Source organism: uncultured Algibacter sp., from assembly GCF_947490405.1.
Lineage (GTDB): Bacteria > Bacteroidota > Bacteroidia > Flavobacteriales > Flavobacteriaceae > Algibacter_B.
Genome location: NZ_CANLGU010000001.1, coordinates 767,207 through 793,754, shown reverse-complemented (window position 1 = coordinate 793,754; position 26,548 = coordinate 767,207). Strand labels below are relative to the sequence as shown.

Genomic DNA, 26,548 nt, shown 5'->3' with positions numbered 1-26,548 from the left:
TTTTTATTTAAACGAAGGTTTTGAGTAACAAAACTGTTCTTATAGGATCTTTATTGTTTTTTCGATGATATGCATTTTGTCGCTAAAAAAAGTATTTTAATCCGATTTTTTTTAACTTTTGTCGATTTTTTGATGTATTATTGTATGTTATTTTTATTAGAATTTTAAAATTCTAATAAACGAAATATTCTTCCCTCAAGTTTAATTTCAAAATCATTTTAGAATTGAATGCTTTGTACAATATCATGTCATATCTTATTGTAGAGTGACTTATCTGTGTTAAATGAGTCTAAATTTATAATGAGTTTATACATCAATGAATGATGACTTTGTATTTATTCAAATATTTAACAGGTAAAAGTTTTCGAATCATATCTTTAATATAAGGTTACCTAAATCAATTAATCATGAAAATAAAATTACTTTATGTTGTATTTTTAATTTTACCGTTTTTTGTGTTTTCACAAACACCAGGTTTAATTGTAAGAGATGGGGCAGGAAATATTCCTCCTCAAAGTTTATCTTCTGTTTTAGACCCTAATGGTGATGGATATGTCTCTGCAACCAATACTGGGTTTACAACTACAGATATAGGATTAGCAAGTGAGATCCCATATTATTCTGTTCCAGTTATTTCTGAAGAATCTTCAGGAGACATTTCAATGGGACCTAGTGGTGGGTTTAGCGACTTTGTTCAAGATGAAAATGGACATGCATTTTATCAATATTTTGATGGTACTAATTTACTAACAAGATTTCGTTTGGGTAATATTGTTGCGGGAGCTAAAGGTTATAGTGTTTTAATAGATACAGATAGTAAGTTTGGGGTTTCTGATCCCACATATACTACATCCAATCCAGGATTTGAATATGAAGTTGTTGTGCAAACAGGATTCACTATTTCTATTTATGACGTTAATAATGGAAATAGCTGTAATCTTCTATGGGAAAGAACCTTATTAACTAATCCACAGCATGTTCAAACCTCAGTGGCATTAACTAATAATGATGGTGATAGCGATTATTTTATTGATTTTTATGTGCCATTATCCGCCTTTTCAGGTGGAAGCACGCCTTTAACAAGCAGTACGCCTTTACGATATGATATAGCTACTGTGATGGCTCCTAAACCGTCATTATGTGGGCCTTCTTCGGATAAGTATCCTTCAGGAAATCTAATAGTTACACCGCCTTGTACACCTCAGCAAATACTAGATGGAACCTGTCCTACAGGACTTTGTACTAACGCACCAACAGTAAATTCTCCTATTACGGCAGGAGCAACAACCATTTCTGGAAGCTGGACAAGCGCAAGTTATTCTACACAAAGTATAGCAACGATTACCGTATACAAAAACGGAACTCTTATTGGAACAACTACAGCAACATCTGGAGGAAGCTGGAATTTATCTGTTAGCGCACTTGCAAGCGGTGATGTTATTTATGCATCTGCTGTAAGTACTGGAGAAGCTGCTTGTTATGATAGCAATAATGTACAAGTATCTACCGATGTTGCATGCAATCAAACTTCTAGCTGTTTTGATATTTACGATATTTGTACAACACATAAAGGAATTAAAATAGGAACTAATAATGCTATTACAGGAACTGTTATTCCTGCTGGTGTTACAACAAGAGTTTATAGATATAGTGGTTCTGGAGGCATCGTTCTTGAATTTGAGCATACATTTGCTACATCAGTTACAGAATGGGGTTGGGATGGAAGCGCTTATAATACTGGTAACACCTGTTCTGGTCCTTCTGGAGGTGATATACCAGCTGGAAGCTATTTTATAACCTATCAAGAACCTGGAAAATGTGAATCTAGATGTTATGAATTTTGTACTTATGTAAATAATACTCCTGAACCAGATACACCAGTAGCAACAATAGAAACTAATCCCATATCACCAAATACTTCTGAGATAACTGGTGCTGCACCTGCAAATTCTAGTGTAATTTTAGTAGTGTATAAAAATGGCTCAGCTGTTCCAATAAATTTGGGTATTACAACAGCAACAGCAGTAGGAACATATTCTTATGACACTACCAATTCATTTTTACAAGTAGGGGATGTGGTGGAAGTTAGAGCAGTTTTATCAAGCACAAATGATTCCACTCAAGATAAATGTTCAATTCCTGTTCAAAGAACTGTGATTTGTGATGTGCTATCACCATATATATATAATGATAATGGTAATGTAGTTGCAGGAAGCCCACTACAAGGAAGTGCTTCTGTTGAAGGAGGAACAATTAATGTTTATGATAATGCGACTAATGTATTATTAGGAACTACCACGGTAGGTGCAGGAGGAAATTGGACTTTGTCTTCACCAGCTCCTGTTGCAGGAATAGTTTACTATGCTACTTTAACTACAGCTTGTGGTACTAGTGGGAATTCTAATTTAGTTACAGCACTTGCACCCGTTTCTAATCTGCGTTGCGGAACCATAAGCCCTATAACCAATATAAATACAACAGCTGTTAATGGGACTTTAGCAAGTGCAATTGCAAATACGATAGTTTCATTATATATAGATGGATATTATTTGGGTGAAGTGACTACTTCTGGAACAACTTGGTCTGTTCCAGTAAACACTACATTAGCAAACCAAATTTATGAAGGAGGTGTTTTAAGTATTGGAATTAAAGAACCCAATACAGCTGAAATTATTTGTCCTTCTACTTATTCTATTCCTTGTTTTGGACCTAGTGCGCCTAATACAGATAAAACTAGTTACACTGTTTTTACTAATCAACCACAAAGTATAATTATCTCAAATTCTGCAGAAAACACCTTGTATTTTATTGAAAATGCTTCAGAAATGGATATCAGTGATAGTGTTTTTGGAGATGGTGGTTCTATTACTTTAACACTTGAACCAATAACCTCAATAGGAACTTATAATTTTAGTGTAATAGCATTAGACTATTTAACTAATCAATGTAAAGCTTCAAGGAATATTACTATAAATGCAATTAATATTCTGGCAGTAGATGACACCTTTTATAATACATCAGTCACAAATATTTCTGGTGGAATTGCGGGAGATGCTACTGTAAATGATATATTGAACGGAACCCCTGTAGTAGATTCTGATGTTACTATATCTATTATAGCAGATGGTGGATTGACAGGAGTTTCTATTGATACATCCGGAAATATAATGGTTCCAGTAGGAACAACAGTAGGAACTTACCCTGTAACTTATCAAATTTGCGAAGTAGCAAACGCCACTAACTGTTCTTCAGCTATAGCTACTGTAACAGTTTACAATGATTCAGATGCAGATGGTCTTTCAGATATAGTTGATTTAGATGATGATAACGATGGAATTTTAGATACTGATGAGTGTCCAGGAATTATGTATACTGAAACAATTGGTGGAGATATTGCTAGTCCTATTTTTGTTGATGGACTTTCATGTTCTAAGTTAATAAATGAAGAAGAATTTGTTATAGGAAGTTTTTCTGTACCAGCAGGTTATAGAGTAACTGATATATCAATAAGAATTAAATTTGAAATATTTGATGGTATATTTTCTGGAACACCAGGAGATAAATGCAGTGGTTCACCTGGTCTTATTTATGCAGACGAAAAATATTTTGGATTAAAATCACCCAGCGGAGCAGTTATTAACTTCGTCGACTATGGAGATTATGGCTCTGGAGCTGGTTCTGGGGTATCTTTTATTGATGTAGATCAAGTATTTAATAGTACAGGTGCAGTAATTGCCAGTGATGCAGATCCAACATACAACCTACCACAATCTGGTACGTTTTTGCCAAAAAATAGTCTAACATCTTTATACCACGAAGCTCCAAATGTGGGAACATGGAATATAATAATTGGAGATGATTATGCAGATGATTATTTATTTGTAGACTTTGCTGAAATTACGTTAACAGCTGTGTATCAATTTTGTGATTCTGATTCAGATGGAATATCAGACCATTTAGATATTGATTCTGATGACGATGGGATACCAGATAATGTAGAAGCACAACCTACAATTGGTTACATAGCACCAAGTGGTAATGGTCCAGGAATTACAGATGTTAACAACGACGGTATAGATGATAATTATGGAGTTGGATTATTATCATTAGAAGATACTGATGGAGATGGTACGCCAGATTATTTAGATTTAGATTCAGATAATGATGGTACGCCAGATATCGAAGAAAACGGTATGCCAAATGTTATCTTGGGTACAGATACCGATAATGATGGGTTAGATGATGCCTTTGAAACTACAGGGATAAACGATGCTACTTTGGATGTTAATGAAGATATAGAAGACCCTACAGATTTATCAATTTTGCCTGATGCTGATTTTGATTTAACATTAGGAGGCGATTTAGATTACCGAGATTTATTTGATATTAATCCACCAACTTCAGCAACCATAGATTTTGATGGTGTAGATGATTATTTACAAGGTGAAGCTTTATTGCAAGGGTTAGGTGAAGTTACTATAATGGCTTGGGTAAAATTGAGCTCATTGTCAGGTGTAACAGATAGAACTATAGTTGGAGAGGATGTTTCATGCCGATTATATCGTAAGCATGGAAATACACTTGCATTTGGTATTAGAACAACATCAGGAACTACAAACGTAATAAATGGTATAAGTATTATTGATGATGAGTGGCATCATGTAGCAGGTACATATTCAAGCGCCACAGGAACCCAATCTATATATGTGGATGGAAAGATGATATCCACAGTTACTGATGGGTCACTTTCTGGTCAAACTATAGAAGCCGATGCGAGTTTATGGAATGGGAATTTTGAAGTAGGTCGTTTATCAAGAGATATTACACCAACGATTCAGTATTTTAGTGGTAACATAGACGAGGTTCGAGTATTTGATGTCTCCCTAACCGAAGACCAGGTACAACAGATGGTCTATCAGCAAATAGAGAACAATGGCGGTAATGTTCGAGGAAGTGTCATTCCAAAAGATATAGAAGAACGTAGTACAGGATCAAAAGTATCTTGGAGTAGTTTAATAGCCTACTATCCGATGACTGATATAAAGAATAACACAACGGATGACATCTCAGGAAATAACAAAACACTATCTCTAAGAAACATACAAACAGCACAAGAGCAAACGGCGCCAATGCCTTATGAGACTTCAAGTGATGGGGCATGGACAAGTACAGGGACATGGTTACATGGCGATGTGTGGGATATTGAGGATACGGCCAATAATAAAGATTGGAGTATAGTGCATATATCTAATGAAGTGACAGCTAGTCACGATATATCAACATCTGGTTTAATAATAGATTCTGGCACTAACTTGCGGATTCACAGCGAAAAGGCAGTAACTAATAATTGGTACTTGGAGTTAAATGGTACCTTAGATTTGGAGGATGATTGTCAATTAGTCCAGACCGAGACGAGTGATTTGGTAACATCAGCCGATGGCAAGATACTAAGGCGTCAGGAAGGAACATCGAGTCCATACCGTTATAATTATTGGTCATCACCTGTTGGAAGCACTGGCGCAACGAGTTTAACAGATAACAATGCGGCAACCAATAACGCTAACAATTCGGCCTTTAGCTTAGATATGCTCAAGGATGGTTCAGGCTCAACCTGTATGTTCACCTCAAATTATACAGGTAGCGGTAGCATTAGTACTTATTGGTTGTATAAGTTTGTCAATGGAAAAACATATTGGGATTGGGCATGGGTATCCCCAAGTACACCATTAAGCCCAGGCGTAGGCTATACCCAAAAAGGAACAGGTTCAGGAGGTACCGAACAGCAATACATATTTGAGGGCAAGCCCAACAACGGTACTATTCTAGTAGATGTAGAAGATGTAGGCGGTCCAGGTTCAGTGGCCAACCACACAAAAACAGAATACTTACTAGGTAACCCTTATGCCTCTGCTATAGATATTCATAAGTTTATAGATGACAATGTAGGTGTTATAGATGGTACTTTACAGTTATGGCAACAATGGGGTGGCGATTCACATAATCTTAGCGAGTACGAAGGCGGTTATGCCCAAGTAAATAAACTAGGATCCACACGAGCGTATCAATTTGTGAGTTTTTATGGGGCTCACAATGGTAATCAAGACGGTACTATTGTTCCAACAAGATACATGCCAGTAGGTCAAGGATTTATTGCAGAGATTATCGCAGATGGACAAGTAGAGTTTAATAACAGCCAGCGTATATTCATCAAGGAATCAGACGCAGATGGGACTTATGGTAATGGATCAACTTTTTCAAAGTCAACAAAAGAAAAAACAAAAACATCAAATTCAAAATCAGGAAAGGAATCGGGTTCAGATAGTATGCAAAAGATACGTTTGGAGCTAAATTCAGTTACAGGACCAGAGACTACAAGAGAGTTGTTATTAGGTTTTAGTGATTATACAACCGATGCCTTTGATTATGGATATGATGCTAAAAACACAGAGACTAGTAATAATGATTTGAATTTAGATTTGGAAGGGCAGAATATGAACATGCAGGCTTATTCAGTTATTACATCAGATAAAGTTATACCATTAAACTTCAGATCATCAGGTGATAATAGTTTTGAAATAAGAATTACAGATATGGAGAACGTAGAATCAGATCAGGAGATTTACCTACGAGACAATCTTACACAAACCTATTTTGATTTAACTCAGGATTTGGCTTATAGTTTTACAGCAGAACAAGGAATATTCAATGGAAGGTTTGAGATTGTTTTCCAGAGTGAAGCGCAAACATTAAGTACAGATATTGCAACAGCAAAAGAAAACTTCATGTATTTCAAGAACACGAACAATACGTTTTATGTAAAGAAACTCAATAGTGATGTAATCAAGTTTTCTTTAGTGAATATGAGAGGTCAGGCAGTTAAGGAATTAACAGATGTGTCAAGAGAAGAGTTAGAAAATGGAATACAGTTCAACAATATATCTACAGGTGCTTACATAGTTTCTATGCGAACAGAAACCAATGCGGTGTTAACTAAAAAGATTATCGTGAAATAATAATAAGAAAGAATAAAATTAGAAAAAGACTACTGATTTTAAGTAGTCTTTTTTTTGGTTTTAAAATTAATGTTTTAAGGATAATTCATTAAATTCGCGAACTTATAAGAAATAAGAGTAAATGAGCGCTAAAACTTTGGTTTAGAGAAGATTGTGTTTAGCACCGATTTGTCACCAAAGTTTACATCTGTCTTATTATAATAAAATAAAAATTATCAGATGAAATTTCCTGAATATAAAGGACTTGACTTACCAAATGTGGCAGACAACATACTACAATATTGGCAAGAAAACAACATCTTTGAGAAAAGTGTATCTACCAGAGAAGGTGCAGAATCTTATGTGTTTTTTGAAGGGCCACCTTCTGCAAATGGTTTACCTGGTGTACACCACGTATTGGCGCGCGCTATAAAAGATATTTTTCCAAGGTATAAAACCATGAAAGGTTATCAAGTAAAGCGTAAAGCAGGATGGGATACTCATGGTCTTCCAATTGAATTGGGTGTTGAAAAAGAATTAGGAATTACCAAAGAAGATATTGGAAAAACTATATCTGTTGAAGATTATAATGCAGCTTGTAGAAAAGCAGTAATGCGTTATACAGATGTTTGGAATAACCTAACTCAGAAAATGGGTTATTGGGTAGATATGGATGATCCATACATTACTTATGAGCCTAAATATATGGAATCTGTTTGGTGGTTATTAAAGCAGATTTATAATAAAAGTTTGTTATATAAGGGATATACTATACAACCGTATTCTCCAAAGGCAGGTACCGGTTTAAGTTCACATGAGTTAAACCAACCAGGAACCTATCAAGATGTAACAGATACTACTGTAGTTGCTCAGTTTAAAGCAGTTGAAAACACGTTACCAGAATTCTTAAAAAAATTCGATAATTTACATCTTCTAGCTTGGACTACAACACCTTGGACCTTACCAAGTAATACGGCGTTAACTGTTGGGTCTAAGATTGATTATGTTGTAGTGGCAACGTATAATCAATATACTTTTGAGCCTATTCACGTTATTTTGGCTAAGAATCTAGTTGGAAAACAGTTTACAGGAAAGTATCAGCAAACAGAAGATGTTTCAGAATTATCAAGCTATTCAAAAGAAAACAAAAAAATCCCTTTTTTAATTGCTGCCGAATGTAAAGGTGAAGATTTACTGGAAATTAGATACGAGCAACTTTTAAAATACGCCTTGCCAAACGATAATCCCCAAGATGCTTTTAGAGTAATTTCTGGAGATTTCGTTACTACTGAAGATGGAACAGGAATAGTACATACCGCACCAACTTTTGGAGCAGATGATGCATTAGTTGCAAAACAAGCATCACCTGAAGTTCCTCCAATGTTGGTAAAAGATGAGAACGATAATTTGGTTCCTCTGGTAGATTTACAAGGGAAATTCAGGACAGAAATGGCAGAGTTTGCTGGTAAATATGTAAAAAACGAATATTATACAGATGGTGAAGCACCAGAACGTTCTATTGATGTTGAACTTGCCATAAAATTAAAAGAAGAAAATAAAGCCTTTAAGGTTGAAAAGTATAAACACAGTTATCCAAACTGCTGGCGTACAGATAAACCTATTCTATACTACCCATTAGATTCTTGGTTTGTAAAAGTTACTGATGTTAAGGACAGAATGTTTGAACTTAACGAAACTATAAACTGGAAACCAAAATCAACAGGTACTGGACGTTTTGGAAATTGGTTAGCAAATGCTAATGATTGGAATTTATCACGTTCTCGTTATTGGGGAATTCCATTACCAATATGGAGAACTGAAGATGGTAAAGAGGAAATCTGTATCGGTTCAGTTGAAGAGTTGAAATCTGAAATGGCTAAGGCTGTTTCAGCTGGAGTTTTAAAAGCAGATATTTTTGCTGATTTTGAAGTGGGAAATAATTCCGAAGAAAACTATGCTAAAATCGATTTGCATAAAAACATTGTTGATGATATTGTATTAGTATCCCCAACAGGTCAAGAAATGTTCCGCGAAAACGATCTTATTGATGTTTGGTTCGATTCGGGTTCTATGCCTTATGCTCAATGGCATTATCCGTTTGAAAATAAAGATTTAATTGATAAAGGCACAACGTATCCAGCAGATTTTATTGCTGAAGGTGTCGACCAAACTCGTGGGTGGTTCTATACGCTTCATGCTATCGGAACTATGGTTTTTGATTCTGTAGCTTATAAAAACGTGGTGTCAAACGGATTAGTATTAGATAAGAATGGGCAAAAAATGTCCAAACGTTTAGGAAATGCTGTGGACCCGTTTGAAACTCTAGGAAATTATGGTGCAGATGCCACACGTTGGTACATGATTAGTAACGCAAACCCTTGGGATAACTTAAAGTTCGATTTGGATGGTGTTGAAGAAGTAAAACGTAAGTTTTTCGGAACACTTTATAATACATATTCATTCTTTCAACTATATGCGAATTTAGATAACTTTAATTATAGTGAAGCTGATATTCCTTTAAGTGAAAGACCCGAAATAGATAGATGGATACTTTCAGAATTACATACACTAATTCAAAAAGTTGATGCGTTTTATGCAGATTACGAGCCTACAAAAGCAGCAAGAGCAATCTCAGATTTCACACAAGATTATGTTAGTAACTGGTTTGTACGTTTAAGTAGAAGACGTTTCTGGAAAGGGGATTATCAACAAGATAAAATTTCAGCTTACCAAACACTTTATACTTGTATGGTTACTATTGCTAAATTGGGAGCACCAATTGCACCATTTTTTATGGATAGGTTGTATTTAGACTTAAATGCAGCAACCAAGAAAGAAGCATTTGAAAGTGTACATTTGGCAAATTTCCCTGTTTTTGATGAAACTTATGTTGATAAGTCTTTGGAAAACAAGATGGAAAGTGCTCAAACAATATCCTCTTTAGTTTTATCGTTAAGAGCAAAAGAGAAAATAAAAGTAAGGCAACCGCTGCAAAAAATAATGATTCCTATAAATAGTGAATCCCAGAAAAATGAGATTTTAGCAGTATCAGACCTTATAAAATCTGAGGTAAATGTAAAAGAAATTGAAGTTTTAGAAGATGCTTCAGATATTCTTGTAAAACAAATTAAACCTAATTTTAAAGTGTTAGGACCCCGTTTCGGGAAAGACATGAAAGCTGTAGCTCAGGTAGTTAATAACTTTACATCTGATGATATAAAAAATATCGAACAAAAGGGTATTTTAGACGTTGAAGTAAACGAAAAAACTATTACCTTAGAACTTACAGATGTGGAAATTACATCTCAAGATATTGAGGGGTGGTTAGTTGCAAATGAAGGTGCTTTAACAGTGGCTTTAGATGTAACAATTACTGACGATTTAAGAAAAGAAGGTATTGCAAGAGAACTGATTAATAGAATCCAGAATTTACGAAAAGATTCAGGTTTTGAAGTTACAGACAGAATTGATGTTATTCTTCAAAAAGATGATCAGATTGTAAATGCAGTTGATGCGAATAGAGCTTATATCAAATCGGAAACATTAACAAATGAACTTGAAATTATAGATAAATTAGAAGATGGTATAGAAATTGCTTTTGACGATGTAAATACCAAGCTATTTATTCAAAAACATTAAATTATTATGGCAGACAGTGTAAGATATTCAGATGCTGATTTAGCAGAATTCAAAGAATTGATAACAGAAAAAATAGAAAAAGCACAACACGATTTAGAGTTGATTAAAAGTGCGTATATGAACGACCATAATAATGGTACAGAAGATACATCACCAACATTTAAAGCTTTTGATGAAGGCAGTGCGGTAATGAGTAAAGAATCTAATTCGCAACTCGCTATTCGTCAAGAAAAGTTTATTCGTGATTTGAAAAATGCATTAATCCGTATTGAGAATAAAACGTATGGGGTATGCAGAGTAACAGGAAAATTAATTAACAAAAAACGTTTAGAGCTTGTGCCACATGCTACGTTAAGTATTGAAGCAAAGAACATGCAAAAATAATTTTGTTAAAATAATATATTTGAAACGTCTCGTTTAATCCGAGACGTTTTTTATTTAAACATTTTTGTCGCCTTGAGTACTTTGTCTGCGCTTAGCATAGACTAAAGTTGAAAGGTCTTAAATAAATTTTATGTCACTAAAAAAATCCATAGCACTAATCATCATCATTTTATTAATCGATCAGATTAGTAAAATATACATTAAAACCAATTTTGTACTTCAAGAAAGTATTGATGTTTTTAGTTGGTTTGAAATCATATTTGTTGAAAATGATGGAATGGCTTGGGGGACAAAAATTAGCGATTTTGCGTCGTTTATTTCAGATAGAACAGCCAAAGTAATCTTGACACTATTTAGGGTAGTTGCTATTTTTGGTATTGGATATTGGCTTTACGATGCTACAAAAAAACAGAGTTCTAAAATATTAATTATAGCCATTGCTTTAATTTTTTCTGGTGCTTTAGGGAATATAATAGATTCTGTATTTTATGGTGTTTTATTTGATGATAGTTATAGTCAAGTAGCAACATTTTTACCTGAATTAGGAGGTTATGATAGTTTACTACATGGTAAAGTTGTAGATATGCTTCATTTTCCATTATTTGAAGTAGATTTACCCGAGTGGTTTCCGTTTTACGGCGGAAAACGCTTTAGCTTTTTCGATCCTGTTTTTAATATAGCAGATATGGCTATAAGTACTGGTTTTATTATGCTTATTGTGTTTAATAAGAAGGCATTTTCGAAAGAGTGAAAAATTGGAAAATAATATTACTTCACTTTGCAGTGCTTATAGCGCTATCAATTATTTGGTGTTTCTCAGCAGAATTAGTTTTAAGGACTATAGCGCCAGAGTTAAATTATGTTGAAATTTGGATTAAGTTAGTTATAACTGGGATAATAATTTTAGCCATTCTAACTTTAATTTCAATGATAATATGTCTTGTTAAGAAAAAAAATAGTTAGAATTGATAAATTTTATTAGCCGTCACACAATAATCCAACCCAATATCCCCATCAAAAACATCACTAATTTCAACTTCAGCTTCAAAAAAAGACAATCCAATTTTTATAGTTTCAGGTTTGCAATTTGCTAAAAACCGATCATAAAAGCCCTTCCCGTAGCCTACGCGATTTCCTTGTTTATCAAAAGCTAAAAGCGGAATAAAAACAACTTCAATTTTATCATTAGTAATTTCAATCCCATCAACAGGTTCAGGAATATTATAATTGTTTTTTTTAATAACGGTATTGTCTGTCAACAAAAAGTGCGTCATTTCTCCTGTTTCAAAATCACTTTTAGAAATCAGGACATTCTTGTCTTTACCCGATAAAATATTCAAAATATAATCGGTATTCACTTCCTTTTGCGCTTCAATAGCTAAAAAAATATGGTAAAACGAATATTCCCAAATAGGAATTTTTAAAAGCTGATTGGAAATGGCTAAACTTAAATCTTCGATAGTTTCAGAAGACAAGTCTTTTCGTAAAGCTTTATATGTTTTTCGAAGCTCAGTTTTAGTCATAATTCTACTTTTTAAGTTCTGTAGAAATATGAAACAATGCATCACCTTGATAAACAATAGGTGATTCATTTACATTTATAATATATCCGCTATTTGAAGCTCTAACAAAATAGTTGAACTTTCCGTAAGGATCTGTAATATTCCCTATTAAATCTTCTTTTTCTACGTATGTTCCAATAGTTACTGATGCTTTAAACATACCAGAATATTTTGCACGTTGCCATCGGCTTTCATTTATAAAAACTGTTTCTTTTTTAGGTCTAGACGATTTAAAAACGGTTTTTAACATGCCTAAATGTTTTAATACACGTTTGGAGCCATTAACACCAGAATTGGTAACAATATCATCAATATGAAACGATTTTCCGCCTTCAAAAAGCAAAAGTGGTTTTCCAAGTTTATAGCAAGTGGTTCTAAAAGATTTTGATAAATTTTTAGAGTATAACACAAAAGGTGCCCCAAATACTTTAGCTAAATCGTTAAGCTCTTTATTTTCTTTGGAATAACGTAATTGTGGAGCATTAAACCTACCCGAGCCTCCTGTGTGAAAATCCATAATTAAATCTACATGCGGAATAATATCATGTATCAATTTATAAGCGACACGTCCTGCAAGCGAACCCGAAGGGCTTCCTGGAAACACACGGTTTAAATCACGACCATCAGGAAATTCACGTTTCAAATTAATAAATCCAAAAATATTAATTACTGGCATGCAAATAATAGTACCGCATTTAGGTTTGTTTATACCTTTAGCAATAAGTTGTCGTACAATTTCAACACCATTAACTTCATCTCCATGAATGCCAGCAGTAAATAAAACGGTTGGTCCGGGTTTTTTAGAGCGTTCTATAATTACGGGAACATTTACTGGCGTAGAGGTGTGCAAATTTGCAACATCAAAGTTTACTTCTCTACTTTCACCAAGCTCAATTGTTTCACCAAGAATAGTTAAAGTTCCATTATTAATTTGCGTCATTTATTGTCTGTTTTTTTCAATAAAACGTATAATAGCCTTAGCGATATTTCGTCCTGTGGCAGTTTCAATACCTTCTAAACCAGGTGTAGAATTAACTTCTAATAGCAAAGGACCTCTAGCAGATTGTAACATATCTACGCCACAAACGGGTAATTTAAGTGCTCTTGAGGCATTCATGGCTAATTTTAGTTCATCATGATTTAGTTTTATAATATTTGCTGAACCACCACGATGTAAGTTAGACCGAAATTCACCTGCTTTACCTTGGCGTTTCATAGCGCCTACAACTTGCCCGTCTACTACCAAAGCACGTAAATCAGCACCACCAGCTTCCTTTATAAATTCTTGAACAATTACTCTTGCCTGTAAGCCGTTAAAAGCTTCTAAAACGGATTCGGCTGCATTTTTAGTTTCAGCTAAAACGACACCTAAACCCTGTGTGCCTTCTAAAAGTTTAATAATTACAGGGGTTCCGCCAACATGCTCAATAACCTCTTCTACATCCCTTGAGTAATTTGTAAAAACGGTTTTTGGCATACCAATACCTGCTTTACTTAATCGTTGTAAACTCCGTAGTTTATCTCTGGAACGTTGTATAGCATCTGAAGTAACGATGGTAAAAACCCCCATCATTTCAAACTGCCGTACCACGGCACATCCATAAAACGTAACTGAAGCTCCAATTCTTGGAATGATGGCATCAACATAGTCTAAATATCTATCTTTATAATAGATGGTTGGTTTTTCCTTTTCGATAATAATATCGCATTTAAGCGGATCTATTACTTCTACTTTATGGCCTTTTCTTTCACCTTCTTCAACTAAACGGTCGGTAGAGTATAAATTAGGATTTCTGGAGAGTATAACTATATTCATTAAAAGCGGTTTAGCCTTTCTATGCAATATACTAAAAAAGAGAGACGAATTTTCACATTATCTAGAATTTAATATACCTTTACATGACATGAATACCCCCGATTTAGAGATACAATTAAAAACCTTACCAAATCAACCTGGAGTTTATCAATATTTCGATAAAGAAGGGACGATTATCTATGTTGGGAAAGCAAAAAACTTAAAAAAACGTGTTAGTTCCTATTTTACCAAAACCCACGAAAATGGCAAAACCCGAGTACTGGTAAAAAAAATTGCCAACATAAAGCACATCGTTGTAGAAACTGAAACAGATGCACTTTTATTAGAGAACAACCTTATAAAAAAGCACAAGCCAAGATATAATGTGTTGTTGAAAGATGATAAGTCTTACCCTTGGATTTGCATCAAAAAAGAACGTTTCCCTAGAGTGTTTTCTACGCGCAGAGTATTTAAAGGAAGTGGTGATTACTTTGGCCCCTACACCAGTGTAAAAACAGTACATACACTTCTAGATTTAATAAGAGGACTCTATAGCTTAAGAACCTGCAACTTCAATTTATCCGAAGAAAAAGTAGATGCAGGCAAATACAAAGTGTGCTTAGAATACCATTTAGGAAACTGCAAAGGTGCCTGTGAAGGTTTAGAAACTGAAGTAGAATACAATAAAAACATCAAAGCCATAAAAGAAATTTTAAAAGGCAATTTTAAAGATTCTTTATCCCAGTTTAAAACGCAAATGAAACAGTTTGCTGAAAACATGCAGTTTGAAGAGGCTCAAAAAATAAAAGAGAAGGTTGAGGTTTTAGAAAATTATCAAGCAAAATCAACGATAGTTAACCCAAAAATCAGCAACGTAGATGTATTTTCCATAATGAGTGACGAGAGTTATGGTTATATCAACTTTTTACAATTGTCTTATGGCTCAATCATCCGTTCACACACACTTGAAATTAAGAAAAAATTAGACGAAACCGATAAAGCATTGTTAGAACTCGCTATTACAGAAATTAGGCAGCGTTTTAATTCCAATTCCAAAGAAATTTATGTGCCTTTCAAAGTTGAGTTGGGAGAAGATGTAAAAGTAACCGTGCCAAAGTTAGGCGATAAAAAGCATATTTTAGATTTATCACTCAGAAACGCCAAGTATTTTAGAATGGAGCGTTTTAAACAAATGAAAATCGTTGACCCAGATAGGCATGCCAATCGTATTATGGCACAAATGAAAGGCGATTTAAGACTTTCAGAAGAACCACGACACATTGAGTGTTTTGATAATTCAAATATACAGGGAACGCATCCTGTAGCTGCTTGTGTGGTTTTTAAAAATGGAAAACCTAGTAAAAAAGATTATCGTCATTTCAATATAAAAACCGTAGAAGGTCCAGATGATTTTGCATCTATGGAAGAAGTGGTTTATCGACGCTACAAGCGTTTATTGGAAGAAGAGCAGCCGTTGCCACAACTCATTATTATTGATGGTGGAAAAGGGCAGCTATCATCTGCATTAAAAAGTTTAGATGCTTTAAATCTAAGAGGGAAAATTGCTATTATCGGAATTGCAAAACGTTTGGAAGAATTATTTTACCCTAACGATCCAATTCCTTTATATTTAGATAAGAAAAGCGAAACCCTAAAAATTATTCAACAGCTACGAAACGAAGCCCACCGTTTCGGAATCGAACATCATAGAAATAAACGTAGTAAAACAGCGTTAAACACAGAGCTAGAAACCATAAATGGCGTTGGTGAGAAAACGGTTATAGAATTGCTAAGGCATTTTAAATCAGCTAAACGTGTAGCTAATGCTAAGTTAGATGAACTGGAGGCAGTTGTTGGGGTGTCGCGTGCTGAAAAGGTTTATAATTATTATCATGAGAAGTAAAAAACTAGTGGGTTTGAAATAAGATAGAATTATAGTATTTAAATGACAGAAACTTTTGAGTTGAGATATAAACCACTACTAAAAATAAAGTTAGATGGATTAGGTATTGAAATTACAGATGCTTCGCGGTCAAAAAATTGTGGATCATTTTCATTTAAAAATATTATAAATATTGAGTTAACTCCCAAAAAAACAGATTGGTTTGTTACAACTTTAAGTTGGATTTTAGATTTATTTGTTGCAAGTGGAGGTGGAGAAAATTATAAAAATGAGGCTAACATAAAATTAAAAACGGTAAATCATACTTTAAAAATATGGTTGCAAAATGTAGATTTTGAAAAAGCTGAAACAATTGTGAAGTTAATTAAAGATAAAATAACCACTTAAATAAGAAAAAGTAAACTTGAACCTAAAACCAATAATATTAACCCTATTTCTAATCGCTTCACTTTCCGCGAAAGCGCAAAATGAAGTAAAGGAAAATACTAGACCAAAAGTAGGTTTGGTGTTAAGTGGTGGTGGTGCAAAAGGATTAGCACATATTGGGGTTTTAAAGGTTCTTGATAGCTTAGGTGTAAAAGTCGATTATGTTGCCGGTACCAGTATGGGTTCTATAATTGGTGCTTTGTATGCTTCAGGGTATTCAGGAAAACAGCTAGATTCAATTTTTCAAAACGTCGATTTTGATACGATTATTAATGACGATTTACCACGGTCCTCCACAGCATTTAGTGAGCGGGATAACATGGAGAAATATGCGGTAAAACTGCCTTTTGAAAACTTTAAAATCAAATTACCATCTGCACTTTCAAGAGGGCATAATACATACAGTTTACTTTTAAAATTGCTTATTCATGTTAATACTATCAATGATTTTAGCAAGTTGCCTATTCCTTTTTTCTGTATTGCCACAAACATTGAAAACGGAAAGCAAGTAGTTTTAGATAGAGGTAATTTGACACAATCTATAATGGCAAGTGGCGCATTACCTTCCCTTTTTCAACCTGTTACAATTAATAATGAGATTTTAATTGATGGTGGTGTGGTAAATAATTATCCCATTGATGAATTACGTGAAAAAGGTATGGATGTTATTATTGGTGTGGATGTACAAGATGGTTTAGCAGCTCGTGATGATTTAACATCTGCACCTGAAGTACTTCTTCAAATTAATAATTTCAGGACGATTAATGCTATGAAGACTAAGGTTAAGAAAACCGATATCTATATAAAACCTAATATTAAAGATTTCAATGTGGTGTCTTTTGATCAAGGAAACGATATTATTGAATCTGGAAGATATGCTGCTATAACAAAGCTTAGTGGTTTAAAAAAAGTAGCTTCTTCCAAACCTAATATTAATCAAAAAATTAAACTGAAGCGGATAGATAGTGTTACTATAAATGGAGTAAAAATTAAGGGTCTAGAAAATTATACTAGAGCCTATGTGCTAGGAAAACTTAAAATTAAGAAAAAGAAAAAAGTAAGTTATAGAGATTTTACTAAAGGTTTAAATAATCTTGTGGCAACAAATAACTTTGATGCTTTTGAGTTTGAACTAAAAGATAGCCCAAACAAAATAGGCTATGACTTAGTAGCTAGGGTAAAAGAGGCACAAGTAAATACGTTTTTAAAACTTGGTTTACATTATGATGATTTATACAAGAGTGCAGCGCTTGTAAACCTAACTAAAAAACGCTTATTATTTAAAAATGATGTTGGTTCGCTTGATATTATTTTAGGAGATAACATAAGATATAATTTTGATTATTTAATTGATAAAGGATTTTATTGGAGTGTAGGTTTAAGATCAAGATATAATCAGTTTAATAAAAATATAAGTGCTGCTTTATTTTTAGAAGAAGATGTTATATCAAATATGGGATTAAACAAAATGGATGTTAAGCTCAGGGACCAAACAAATCAATTTTATTTGAAAACACTTTTTAGGCGAGATTTTTCATTAGCATTAGGTTTGGAACATAAACGTTTAATGATAGATTCTGAAACGATTCCTGGGGATACACCAGATGAAGAATTTATAATAGAAAGTTCGGATTACCTTAGTGTTTTTGGAAATTTAAAATTTGATACTTATGATAATAAATATTTTCCTAAAAAAGGAGTTTACTTTAATGGCGGTTTAAATATTTATTTTAATGGATCAGGTATTGTAGATGATTTTGAAGAGTTTTCTATCGCTAAAGCTGAAGTGGGCTACGCTATTGGTGTTTCAGATAAGATAGCACTTAATTTGCGTAGTAGTGGTGGATTTAAATTTGGAGACAAATCAAATAAGTCTTTAGATTTTGCTTTGGGAGGTTATGGAAATAATTTTATTAATAATTTTATTCCTTTTTTAGGGTACGATTTTATCTCCTTATCAGGAAATAGTTATGTAAAAGCCTCTGTAGTTGCAGATTTCGAGTTTATAAAACACCATCACATTACATTAGAGGGTAATTGGGCAAATGTTGATGATAATATTTTTGATACTGGTGAGTGGTTTACGCTTCCAGACTATAGAGGATATGCTATTGGTTATGCCATAGAAACTTTTTTAGGTCCTGTGCAAACTAAATACAGTTATTCTCCAGAACAGGGAGAGGGTACGTTGTTTTTTAATGTAGGTTTTTGGTTTTAATCGTGGTATTTACTACTTAGGCGAAGGTGTAAATCTTATGATGCTTTACACGATCACATTTTCTCAAGAATTTTCACGATATTTGTGAAACTATGAAGCCTTTTTGGGAAAACTTACTGGCACATCTTCATTATCTCATCAAGAGAAATCCTGAATGAGCATACATTCTTGTTATTCCTGCAAAGGCAGGAATCCTTTTTAATTTATTATCTTTAGTATCATTCGTTTAGCTTTCGGCTAAATTTAATTTTTTAAATTTCAAAGTATGCCTTTTTATCATAAATTAGGAAATATTCCGCATAAACGACACATCCAATTCAGGAAACCAAATGGTAGTTTGTATTACGAACAATTGTTTGGAACTATTGGGTTTGATGGCATGTCAACAAACAGTTATCACGAGCAACGTCCTACACAAGTAAAAAAAATAGGAAAACAATACAATGTAGCGCCAAAAATAGCCAAAGCAAATAATATAAAATCGTATCGTTTAAAAGGATTTCAAGTAAAGCCAGAAAACGATTTTCTAAACAGTAGAAAAACAGTTTTAATAAATAGTGATTGTGCCATTATTTTAGCAGCTCCAAAACAATCTACCCAAGATTATTTTTATAAAAACACCGATGCAGACGAATTAATCTTCGTTCACAAAGGCACAGGAAAATTGAGAACCATGTTAGGAAATCTTGATTTTAAATATGGTGATTATCTATTGATTCCAAGAGGGATTATTTATAAAATAGATTTTGATACCGAAGACAACAGACTTTTTATAGTAGAATCTCGCAGGCCCATTTACACGCCAAAACGATATCGCAATTGGTTTGGTCAGTTATTAGAACACTCACCATTTTGTGAACGCGATATCCGCAGACCGGAAGAATTAGAAACCCATAACGAATCTGGAGACTTTTTAATTAAGGTTAAAAAACAAGATGACATTATAGAAATGGTTTACGCATCGCATCCGTTTGACGTCGTTGGATATGATGGCTATAATTATCCATACGCGTTTTCAATTCATGATTTTGAGCCTATTACGGGTCGTATTCATCAACCACCACCAGTACATCAAACCTTTGAAACCGATGCTTTTGTAGTATGTAGTTTTGTACCTCGATTGTATGATTATCATCCGCAATCCATCCCAGCGCCATACAACCACAGCAATATAGACAGTGATGAGGTGTTGTATTATGTTGATGGAGATTTTATGAGTAGAAACGATGTTGAGGCTGGTCATATTTCGTTGCATCCAGCAGGTATTCCACACGGGCCACATCCCGGTGCTACCGAGCGCAGTATTGGGAAAACAAAAACCGAAGAACTTGCAGTCATGGTAGATACCTTTAAACCACTGATGGTTACAGAAGACGGTATGAAAATAGCCGATGATAGTTATCATACATCTTGGTTGGAGTAAGTTGTCATTCCTGCGAAGGCAGGAATCCATATTATATAAAATTGAGTTTCAAACGATAAGATTCCCGCCTTTGCGGGAATGACAAAACTAAAGAAATGAGTAAAGACATAAAATCAGTAAACTACGGTTTAGAAAAAATATTTGAGGGTGCACAAGACTTTTTGCCACTTCTAGGAACAGACTATGTAGAATTCTATGTAGGTAACGCAAAACAATCGGCACATTTTTACAAAACAGCATTTGGATTTCAATCTTATGCCTACAGAGGTTTAGAAACTGGCGCTAAAGATTCTGTGAGTTATGTGCTAACACAAGATAAAATAAAACTAGTTTTAACTACGCCATTAAACAGTAAATCGACCATAAACGAGCATATTGTAAAACACGGTGATGGTGTAAAAGTAATTGCACTTTGGGTTGAAGATGCTAGAAAAGCATACGAAGAAACTACAAGCAGAGGTGCCAAATCATATATGGAGCCAACTGTTGAAACAGACGAACACGGTGAAGTTGTTAGAGCAGGAATTTATACCTATGGAGAAACCGTGCACATGTTTGTAGAACGCAAAAACTACAATGGCACGTTTTTACCCGGATTTGAAGCTTGGGAGAGTGATTATAACCCAGAACCAGCAGGTTTAAAGTATATAGACCACATGGTTGGTAACGTGGGCTGGGGGCAAATGAACAAATGGGTAAAATGGTATGAAGATGTTATGGGATTTGAAAACTTTTTATCGTTTGACGATAAACAAATCCATACGGAATACTCTGCACTTATGAGTAAGGTGATGAGTAATGGCAATGGTAGAATAAAATTCCCGATTAATGAGCCTGCTGAAGGTAAAAAACGTTCGCAAATTGAAGAATATCTTGATTTCTATGAAGGTTCTGGTGTGCAACATATAGCAGTGGCTACGGATGATATTATTACAACAGTAAGCCAGTTAAGAAGCAGAGGTGTGGAGTTTTTATCCATCCCACCAGAGGAATATTACAGAGCAGTTCCAGGACGCTTAGAAGAGCATAGTCATGAACTACGAGAAGATATTGAAGCCTTAAAAAAATTGGGAATTATGATTGATGCCGACGAAGAGGGTTATTTGTTACAAATTTTCACCAAACCTGTTGAAGATAGGCCAACGTTATTCTTTGAGATTATTCAGCGTGTGGGCGCAAGAGGTTTTGGAGCGGGGAATTTTAAAGCGCTTTTTGAGTCTATTGAGCGCGAGCAAGCTAAACGCGGGACACTTTAAACGTAACTTAACTATAACACTAATAGAAAACCTGCTAATATTAAATCAGCAGGTTTTCTGCGTTAGGGATAGCAGAGGAAAGCCCACAGCCTGACGAAGGAAGTGCGAGGACTTGTAACGAATAGCCCGACCCTTGTGGTAACGCCCAAATACTAATAATGCGTTAATTTTTGTTAATCTAACAGAACTATAATGTGCTTAACCCTTGCTAATAGGATAAAATTTTTATTTTTGGAACAGTAATTGTAATTTCTTACTTAAAACAATAAATGTTACGCTACGGAGTTACATTACAATTACCCAAAGAAAATGAAAAGATTACTACTTATATGTATTACTATAGTTTCCATGCAAACTGCTTTTGCCCAACAGGAATCGGCTTTTGAAAGTGGTGAATGGTTTAAGTTTAAAATGAGTTATAGCAATTGGCTTAAAGCAGGTAATGCAACACTTACGGTTAAAGATGCTAAATTTGGTGATAAAGATGTGTACCATGTAGTAGGCAAGGGCTGGACTACGGGCATGATTAAATGGTTCTTTAAGGTTAAAGATAGGTATGAAAGCTATTTTGATAAGCAAACCATAATGCCTTATAAGTTTGTTAGAAATATTTACGAAGGTGGACATACAAAAGATTTAGAAATAGAATTTGATCAAGAAAATAACAAAGCCCATATAAATAATAAAAAGAAAAAGACTAAAAAGGTTATTGATACTAAGCCTAACATCCAGGATATGGTATCTACGTTTTACTATTTGCGGAATAATTTAGATACAAGGTCTTTAAAAGTTGGTGATGAGGTAAAGATTGATATGTTTTTTGATGAAGAAAATTATGGTTTTAAACTAAAGTATTTAGGAGAGGAAACTATTGATACAGAATTTGGAGATATTGAGTCGTTAAAATTTAGACCATATGTAATGGCAGGGCGTGTTTTTAAAGAGGAAGAAAGTTTAACACTATGGGTATCGAAAGACAAAAATAAAGTACCTTTGCGTATTAAAGCAGATTTAACTGTTGGGTCTTTAAGAGCCGACTTAGAAGCTTTTAAAGGACTCAAGCATCCATTTAAAATAGTTGTTAATAATTAAGGTATTTTGAACTCTAAAATAACCAACCAACTTAAAGAAAAATACGAAGCCATAGACCAAGACGTTGAGGTGCACTTGGAAGGTTTGTTACACAGTAAACCCATTAACTATTGGGATTACATTCAAACGGATGTTTTATTAAATCTTCAAAAACCCAGAACTGATTTTCCCGACGAAATGGTGTTTATTATGTATCATCAAATTAGTGAATTGCTATTTAAAATGATACTTACCGAGTTAGAACAAGTAGCGGAAAATGATTTTATTGTTGCAGAATTTACCGAAAAAGTAATGCGTGTAAGTCGCTATTTTGATGTATTAACCTCTTCTTTTAGTATAATGAAAGACGGAATGAATATTGATCAATACAATCAATTTCGTACTACTTTAACACCAGCTAGTGGATTTCAAAGCGCACAATACAGAATGGTAGAATTTGCTTCTACCGATCTGATAAACTTAATAGATAAGCGCTTTAGAGATAAGGCAGATAAAAACATTTGTTGTAATAGTGCCTTTGAGCAATTGTATTGGCAAGCAGCTGGTAAAGATTATAAAACGGGCAAAAAAACGTACACATTATCTGCTTTTGAAGAACGCTATAAAGAAGAATTTATCAAGTTTTCTAAGGCTTATGAGGGTAGAAATTTATGGTCTAAGTACAAAGCATTGCCAAAAAAGGACAGAGAAAACAAAGCCTTAATTAAAGCCATGCGTCATTATGATTATACGGTTAACGTAAAATGGGTTATGGCACATTATAATACAGCAAATCATTACTTAAATATTGGAGGAGAAACTGCAGAGGCTACTGGTGGTAGCGAGTGGGTTAAGTATATGCACCCTAAGTATCAAAAAAGAATATTTTTTCCAGATTTATGGACCAAAAAAGAAATAGAAACGTGGGGAACAGGTATTTAGTAATAGTTATATTAATCTTTGGGCTTTTTGGGTGTAAAGACGATGAAAAACCTGTTGTAGTCGAACCAATCCCTATTTTAGAGGAACCAAAAGAAGTTTTAGAATTTGGCTTTAATGTAAAAGATTACATTGTTAAAAAAGATACTATTAGAAAAGGAGATAGTTTTGGTGAAATATTAGAACGTAACCACGTTGGATATCCTAAAATTTTCAACATTGCTGAAAAAGCAAAAGATACGTTTGATATTAGGCGTCTTCAAGTTGGGAAACCTTATACGCTTTTATGTGCAAAGGATTCTTTAGAAACACCCAGATGTTTTATTTATCAGCCTAATTTAGAAGAATACGTTGTTATAGATTTTCAAGACTCTATACATGCATACAGGGATACTAAGCCTATTAAATATATTGAGAAAACCGCTACTGGTGTAATAAGTAATAATATTTCCGAAACTTTAGAAGAACAAGGATTGAGCCCTAGATTAGCTTATAAAATGGCTGACGAAATTTACGCTTGGACTATAGATTTTAGGAGGCTTCAAAAGGGAGATCGATTTAAGGTTATTTACACTGATAAATATATAGATGACACCATTTACACAGGTGTTCATGAGGTGAAAGCGGCTTATTTTGAACATAATAAAGAGCCTTTTTACGCTTTTGAATTTGTAACAGACTCTGCAAAAGGGATTGTAGATTACTTTAGTGAAGATGCTAAAAATCTAAGACGGGCATTTTTAAAATCCCCCATAAAATTTGGACGATTGTCTTCTAGGTATAATTTAAAACGTCGTATTGCAGTTTACGGTTTCAGGGTAAAACCTCATAGAGGTACTGACTTTGCTGCTCCAATTGGCACACCAATTATGGCAACAGCTAATGGAACAGTTACACGATCAGAACGCAGAGGAGGCAATGGTAATTATGTTAAAATTAGACACAACGCTACCTATGAAACTCAATATTTACATATGCGTAAACGCAACGCAAAAGTTGGACAATTTGTAAAACAAGGAGATGTTATAGGATGGATTGGTATGACAGGAAGCACTGGAGGGCCTCATGTATGCTATCGTTTTTGGAAAAATGGAAAAGAAGTAGACCCATTTAAACAAAAATTACCTGAAGCAAAGCCTATTTCAGATTCCTTAAAAGTAAAATACTTGAATTTTATTCAACCCATAAAATATCAATTGGATAATATTCATTTTTTAGAGGATGTTTTTGAAGAACAGAATCAACCAGAGCATACTGTAAAACAAAATGATAATCTAATATCACTTAACTATTAATCAAATATTCATGGCCTTACCAAACATAAATCCAACAACAACGAATTCCTGGAAAAAGCTTGAGGAACACTTTGAAGCAATAAAAAATATCCATATGAAGGATTTATTTGCAAAAGACAAAAATCGAGCAAACACCTTTACAGTTAAGTGGGATGATTTTTATGTTGATTTCTCAAAAAATAGAATTACTGAAGAAACGTTTAAATATCTTCTCGAATTGGCCGATGAAGTTAAACTTAAAGAAGCTATTGAGAGTCAGTTCTCAGGAGAAATTATTAATCAAACCGAAGGAAGGGCAGTATTGCATTCAGCATTAAGAGCACCAGAATCTTATAACGTAAAAGTTGATGGAGAAAATGTGATACCAGAAGTTTATCAAGTAAAAAGAAAGATAGAAGCGTTTACTAAAGAAGTTGTAAATGGAGACAGAAAGGGTTATACAGGAAAGCCTTTTACAGATGTTGTAAATATTGGAATTGGAGGATCGGATTTAGGGCCAGCGATGGTAGTTGATAGTTTACAGTATTACAAAAACCATTTAACAACGCATTTTGTTAGTAATGTAGATGGCGATCATGTAAACGAGGTTATCAAGAAATTAAATCCAGAAACAACCCTTTTTGTTGTAGTTTCTAAAACATTTACTACACAGGAAACATTATCCAACGCAAATACTATTAAATCTTGGTTTTTAAAACATGCTAGTGCTAATGATATAGCTAAGCATTTTGTAGCAGTTTCAACAAATATCGATTCGGTAAAAAACTTTGGAATAGACCCAAATAATATTTTCCCCATGTGGGATTGGGTTGGTGGTCGTTTTTCTTTATGGAGTGCAGTTGGATTATCTATTAGTTTAGCTGTTGGTTATAATAACTATGATAGTCTTTTAAAAGGTGCTCATAAAATGGATAAGCATTTTAAAAGTGAAGATTTTGGAAGTAATATTCCTGTAGTTTTAGCACTAATGAGTATATGGTACAATAATTTTTTTGGTGCTGAAAGTGAAGCAGTTATTCCTTATTCTCAATATTTAAATCAATTTGCTACTTACCTACAGCAAGGTATTATGGAAAGTAATGGAAAAAGTATTGATAGAAATGGTAATTCTATAGATTATGAAACTGGAACCTTAATTTGGGGCGAACCAGGAACAAATTCGCAACATGCTTTTTTTCAACTTATTCATCAAGGAACTAAATTAATTCCAGCTGACTTTATAGGTTTTACGAAATCACTACACGGTAATCAAGACCATCAAGATAAGCTAATATCTAACTTTTTAGCGCAAACAGAAGCCTTATTAAATGGTAAAACTAAATCAGATGTTGTAGCTGAAGGCACTAAAGAAGATATTATTCCTTTTAAAGTTTTTCAAGGGAACAAACCCACAAACACTATTTTTATCAATAAACTTTCACCTGAAAGCTTAGGGAAATTGATAGCTATGTACGAGCATAAAATTTTTGTGCAAGGTATTATCTGGAATATCTTTAGTTATGATCAATTTGGAGTGGAACTAGGAAAACAATTAGCTTCTAAAATTTTACAAGAATTTAGTGGAGAGGTAAAGAATGAGCATGATAATTCTACCTCAAATCTGTTGAAATATTATAAGGAAAACGCTTAAATCATTATAAAATTC

General features: G+C 33.9%; 16 protein-coding genes. 13 read left to right on the top strand and 3 right to left on the bottom strand.

Features of this window, described 5'->3' with window-relative positions:
• Positions 1-407 precede the first annotated feature (407 nt).
• The 4 genes from Q0772_RS03320 to Q0772_RS03305 all read left to right on the top strand — a co-directional run bounded on the left by Q0772_RS03320 (position 408) and on the right by Q0772_RS03305 (position 11,766).
• A complete protein-coding gene (locus Q0772_RS03320; RefSeq protein ID WP_298340342.1) occupies positions 408-7,013 on the top strand; it encodes a LamG-like jellyroll fold domain-containing protein in 6,606 nt (2,201 codons plus the stop codon).
• Between the two features lie 219 nt (positions 7,014-7,232).
• On the top strand, positions 7,233-10,631 hold the full coding sequence (gene ileS, locus Q0772_RS03315; protein WP_298340340.1) for an isoleucine--tRNA ligase: 3,399 nt from the start codon (positions 7,233-7,235) through the stop codon (positions 10,629-10,631).
• 6 nt (positions 10,632-10,637) lie between these two features.
• Complete coding sequence (locus tag Q0772_RS03310; protein ID WP_298340338.1) at positions 10,638-11,015, top strand: TraR/DksA C4-type zinc finger protein; 378 nt, start codon at positions 10,638-10,640, stop codon at positions 11,013-11,015.
• Between the two features lie 130 nt (positions 11,016-11,145).
• A complete protein-coding gene (locus tag Q0772_RS03305) occupies positions 11,146-11,766 on the top strand; it encodes a lipoprotein signal peptidase (protein WP_298340336.1) in 621 nt (206 codons plus the stop codon).
• 208 nt (positions 11,767-11,974) lie between these two features.
• On the opposite strand, the gene Q0772_RS03300 is transcribed toward Q0772_RS03305, so the two are convergent.
• From Q0772_RS03300 to rimK, 3 genes are read right to left on the bottom strand one after another with little or no spacing between them, the layout of a single operon-like run.
• Positions 11,975-12,538, bottom strand: a complete 564-nt coding sequence (locus Q0772_RS03300) for a 5-formyltetrahydrofolate cyclo-ligase (protein WP_298340334.1) — start codon at positions 12,536-12,538, stop codon at positions 11,975-11,977.
• A gap of 4 nt (positions 12,539-12,542) precedes the next feature.
• A complete protein-coding gene (locus tag Q0772_RS03295) occupies positions 12,543-13,517 on the bottom strand; it encodes a succinylglutamate desuccinylase/aspartoacylase family protein (RefSeq protein WP_298340332.1) in 975 nt (324 codons plus the stop codon).
• Entirely contained in the window at positions 13,518-14,393 is an 876-nt protein-coding gene (gene rimK, locus Q0772_RS03290; protein ID WP_298340330.1) for a 30S ribosomal protein S6--L-glutamate ligase, read from the bottom strand.
• Positions 14,394-14,481: 88 nt separating this feature from the next.
• Here rimK and uvrC point away from each other — a divergent pair, with 88 nt between their 5' ends.
• From uvrC to pgi, 9 genes are all read left to right on the top strand, one after another.
• Positions 14,482-16,275, top strand: coding sequence for an excinuclease ABC subunit UvrC (gene uvrC / locus Q0772_RS03285; protein WP_298340328.1), 1,794 nt, complete (start codon positions 14,482-14,484; stop codon positions 16,273-16,275).
• A 42-nt stretch (positions 16,276-16,317) separates the two neighbouring features.
• Positions 16,318-16,662, top strand: coding sequence for a hypothetical protein (locus Q0772_RS03280; protein ID WP_298340325.1), 345 nt, complete (start codon positions 16,318-16,320; stop codon positions 16,660-16,662).
• A 16-nt stretch (positions 16,663-16,678) separates the two neighbouring features.
• On the top strand, positions 16,679-18,919 hold the full coding sequence (locus Q0772_RS03275) for a patatin-like phospholipase family protein (RefSeq protein ID WP_298340323.1): 2,241 nt from the start codon (positions 16,679-16,681) through the stop codon (positions 18,917-18,919).
• A 265-nt stretch (positions 18,920-19,184) separates the two neighbouring features.
• On the top strand, positions 19,185-20,342 hold the full coding sequence (locus Q0772_RS03270) for a homogentisate 1,2-dioxygenase (RefSeq protein ID WP_298340322.1): 1,158 nt from the start codon (positions 19,185-19,187) through the stop codon (positions 20,340-20,342).
• Positions 20,343-20,437: 95 nt separating this feature from the next.
• The gene (gene hppD, locus Q0772_RS03265; protein ID WP_298340319.1) at positions 20,438-21,598 is read left to right on the top strand and encodes a 4-hydroxyphenylpyruvate dioxygenase; all 1,161 of its coding nucleotides are present in this window, start codon (positions 20,438-20,440) and stop codon (positions 21,596-21,598) included.
• A 309-nt stretch (positions 21,599-21,907) separates the two neighbouring features.
• Positions 21,908-22,690 carry a DUF3108 domain-containing protein gene (locus tag Q0772_RS03260; protein ID WP_298340317.1) on the top strand — a complete coding sequence of 261 codons (783 nt, stop codon included), beginning with the start codon at positions 21,908-21,910 and terminating at the stop codon, positions 22,688-22,690.
• A 6-nt stretch (positions 22,691-22,696) separates the two neighbouring features.
• Complete coding sequence (locus Q0772_RS03255; protein WP_298340315.1) at positions 22,697-23,611, top strand: tryptophan 2,3-dioxygenase family protein; 915 nt, start codon at positions 22,697-22,699, stop codon at positions 23,609-23,611.
• Complete coding sequence (locus Q0772_RS03250; protein WP_298340313.1) at positions 23,569-24,903, top strand: peptidoglycan DD-metalloendopeptidase family protein; 1,335 nt, start codon at positions 23,569-23,571, stop codon at positions 24,901-24,903. Before Q0772_RS03255 ends, Q0772_RS03250 begins: the two co-directional genes overlap by 43 nt.
• Before the next feature lie 10 nt (positions 24,904-24,913).
• The gene (gene pgi / locus Q0772_RS03245) at positions 24,914-26,533 is read left to right on the top strand and encodes a glucose-6-phosphate isomerase (RefSeq protein ID WP_298340311.1); all 1,620 of its coding nucleotides are present in this window, start codon (positions 24,914-24,916) and stop codon (positions 26,531-26,533) included.
• The last annotated feature ends 15 nt before the right edge of the window (positions 26,534-26,548 follow it).

What these genes read in the sequence shown, in the direction of transcription:
- Q0772_RS03320 (WP_298340342.1), top strand. Translation starts at nt 408, where the DNA reads ATGAAAATAAAATTACTTTATGTTGTATTTTTAATTTTACCGTTTTTT.
- ileS (WP_298340340.1), top strand. Translation starts at nt 7,233, where the DNA reads ATGAAATTTCCTGAATATAAAGGACTTGACTTACCAAATGTGGCAGAC.
- Q0772_RS03310 (WP_298340338.1), top strand. Translation starts at nt 10,638, where the DNA reads ATGGCAGACAGTGTAAGATATTCAGATGCTGATTTAGCAGAATTCAAA.
- Q0772_RS03305 (WP_298340336.1), top strand. Translation starts at nt 11,146, where the DNA reads ATGTCACTAAAAAAATCCATAGCACTAATCATCATCATTTTATTAATC.
- Q0772_RS03300 (WP_298340334.1), bottom strand. Translation starts at nt 12,538, where the DNA reads ATGACTAAAACTGAGCTTCGAAAAACATATAAAGCTTTACGAAAAGAC.
- Q0772_RS03295 (WP_298340332.1), bottom strand. Translation starts at nt 13,517, where the DNA reads ATGACGCAAATTAATAATGGAACTTTAACTATTCTTGGTGAAACAATT.
- rimK (WP_298340330.1), bottom strand. Translation starts at nt 14,393, where the DNA reads ATGAATATAGTTATACTCTCCAGAAATCCTAATTTATACTCTACCGAC.
- uvrC (WP_298340328.1), top strand. Translation starts at nt 14,482, where the DNA reads ATGAATACCCCCGATTTAGAGATACAATTAAAAACCTTACCAAATCAA.
- Q0772_RS03280 (WP_298340325.1), top strand. Translation starts at nt 16,318, where the DNA reads ATGACAGAAACTTTTGAGTTGAGATATAAACCACTACTAAAAATAAAG.
- Q0772_RS03270 (WP_298340322.1), top strand. Translation starts at nt 19,185, where the DNA reads ATGCCTTTTTATCATAAATTAGGAAATATTCCGCATAAACGACACATC.
- hppD (WP_298340319.1), top strand. Translation starts at nt 20,438, where the DNA reads ATGAGTAAAGACATAAAATCAGTAAACTACGGTTTAGAAAAAATATTT.
- Q0772_RS03260 (WP_298340317.1), top strand. Translation starts at nt 21,908, where the DNA reads ATGAAAAGATTACTACTTATATGTATTACTATAGTTTCCATGCAAACT.
- Q0772_RS03250 (WP_298340313.1), top strand. Translation starts at nt 23,569, where the DNA reads ATGGACCAAAAAAGAAATAGAAACGTGGGGAACAGGTATTTAGTAATA.
- pgi (WP_298340311.1), top strand. Translation starts at nt 24,914, where the DNA reads ATGGCCTTACCAAACATAAATCCAACAACAACGAATTCCTGGAAAAAG.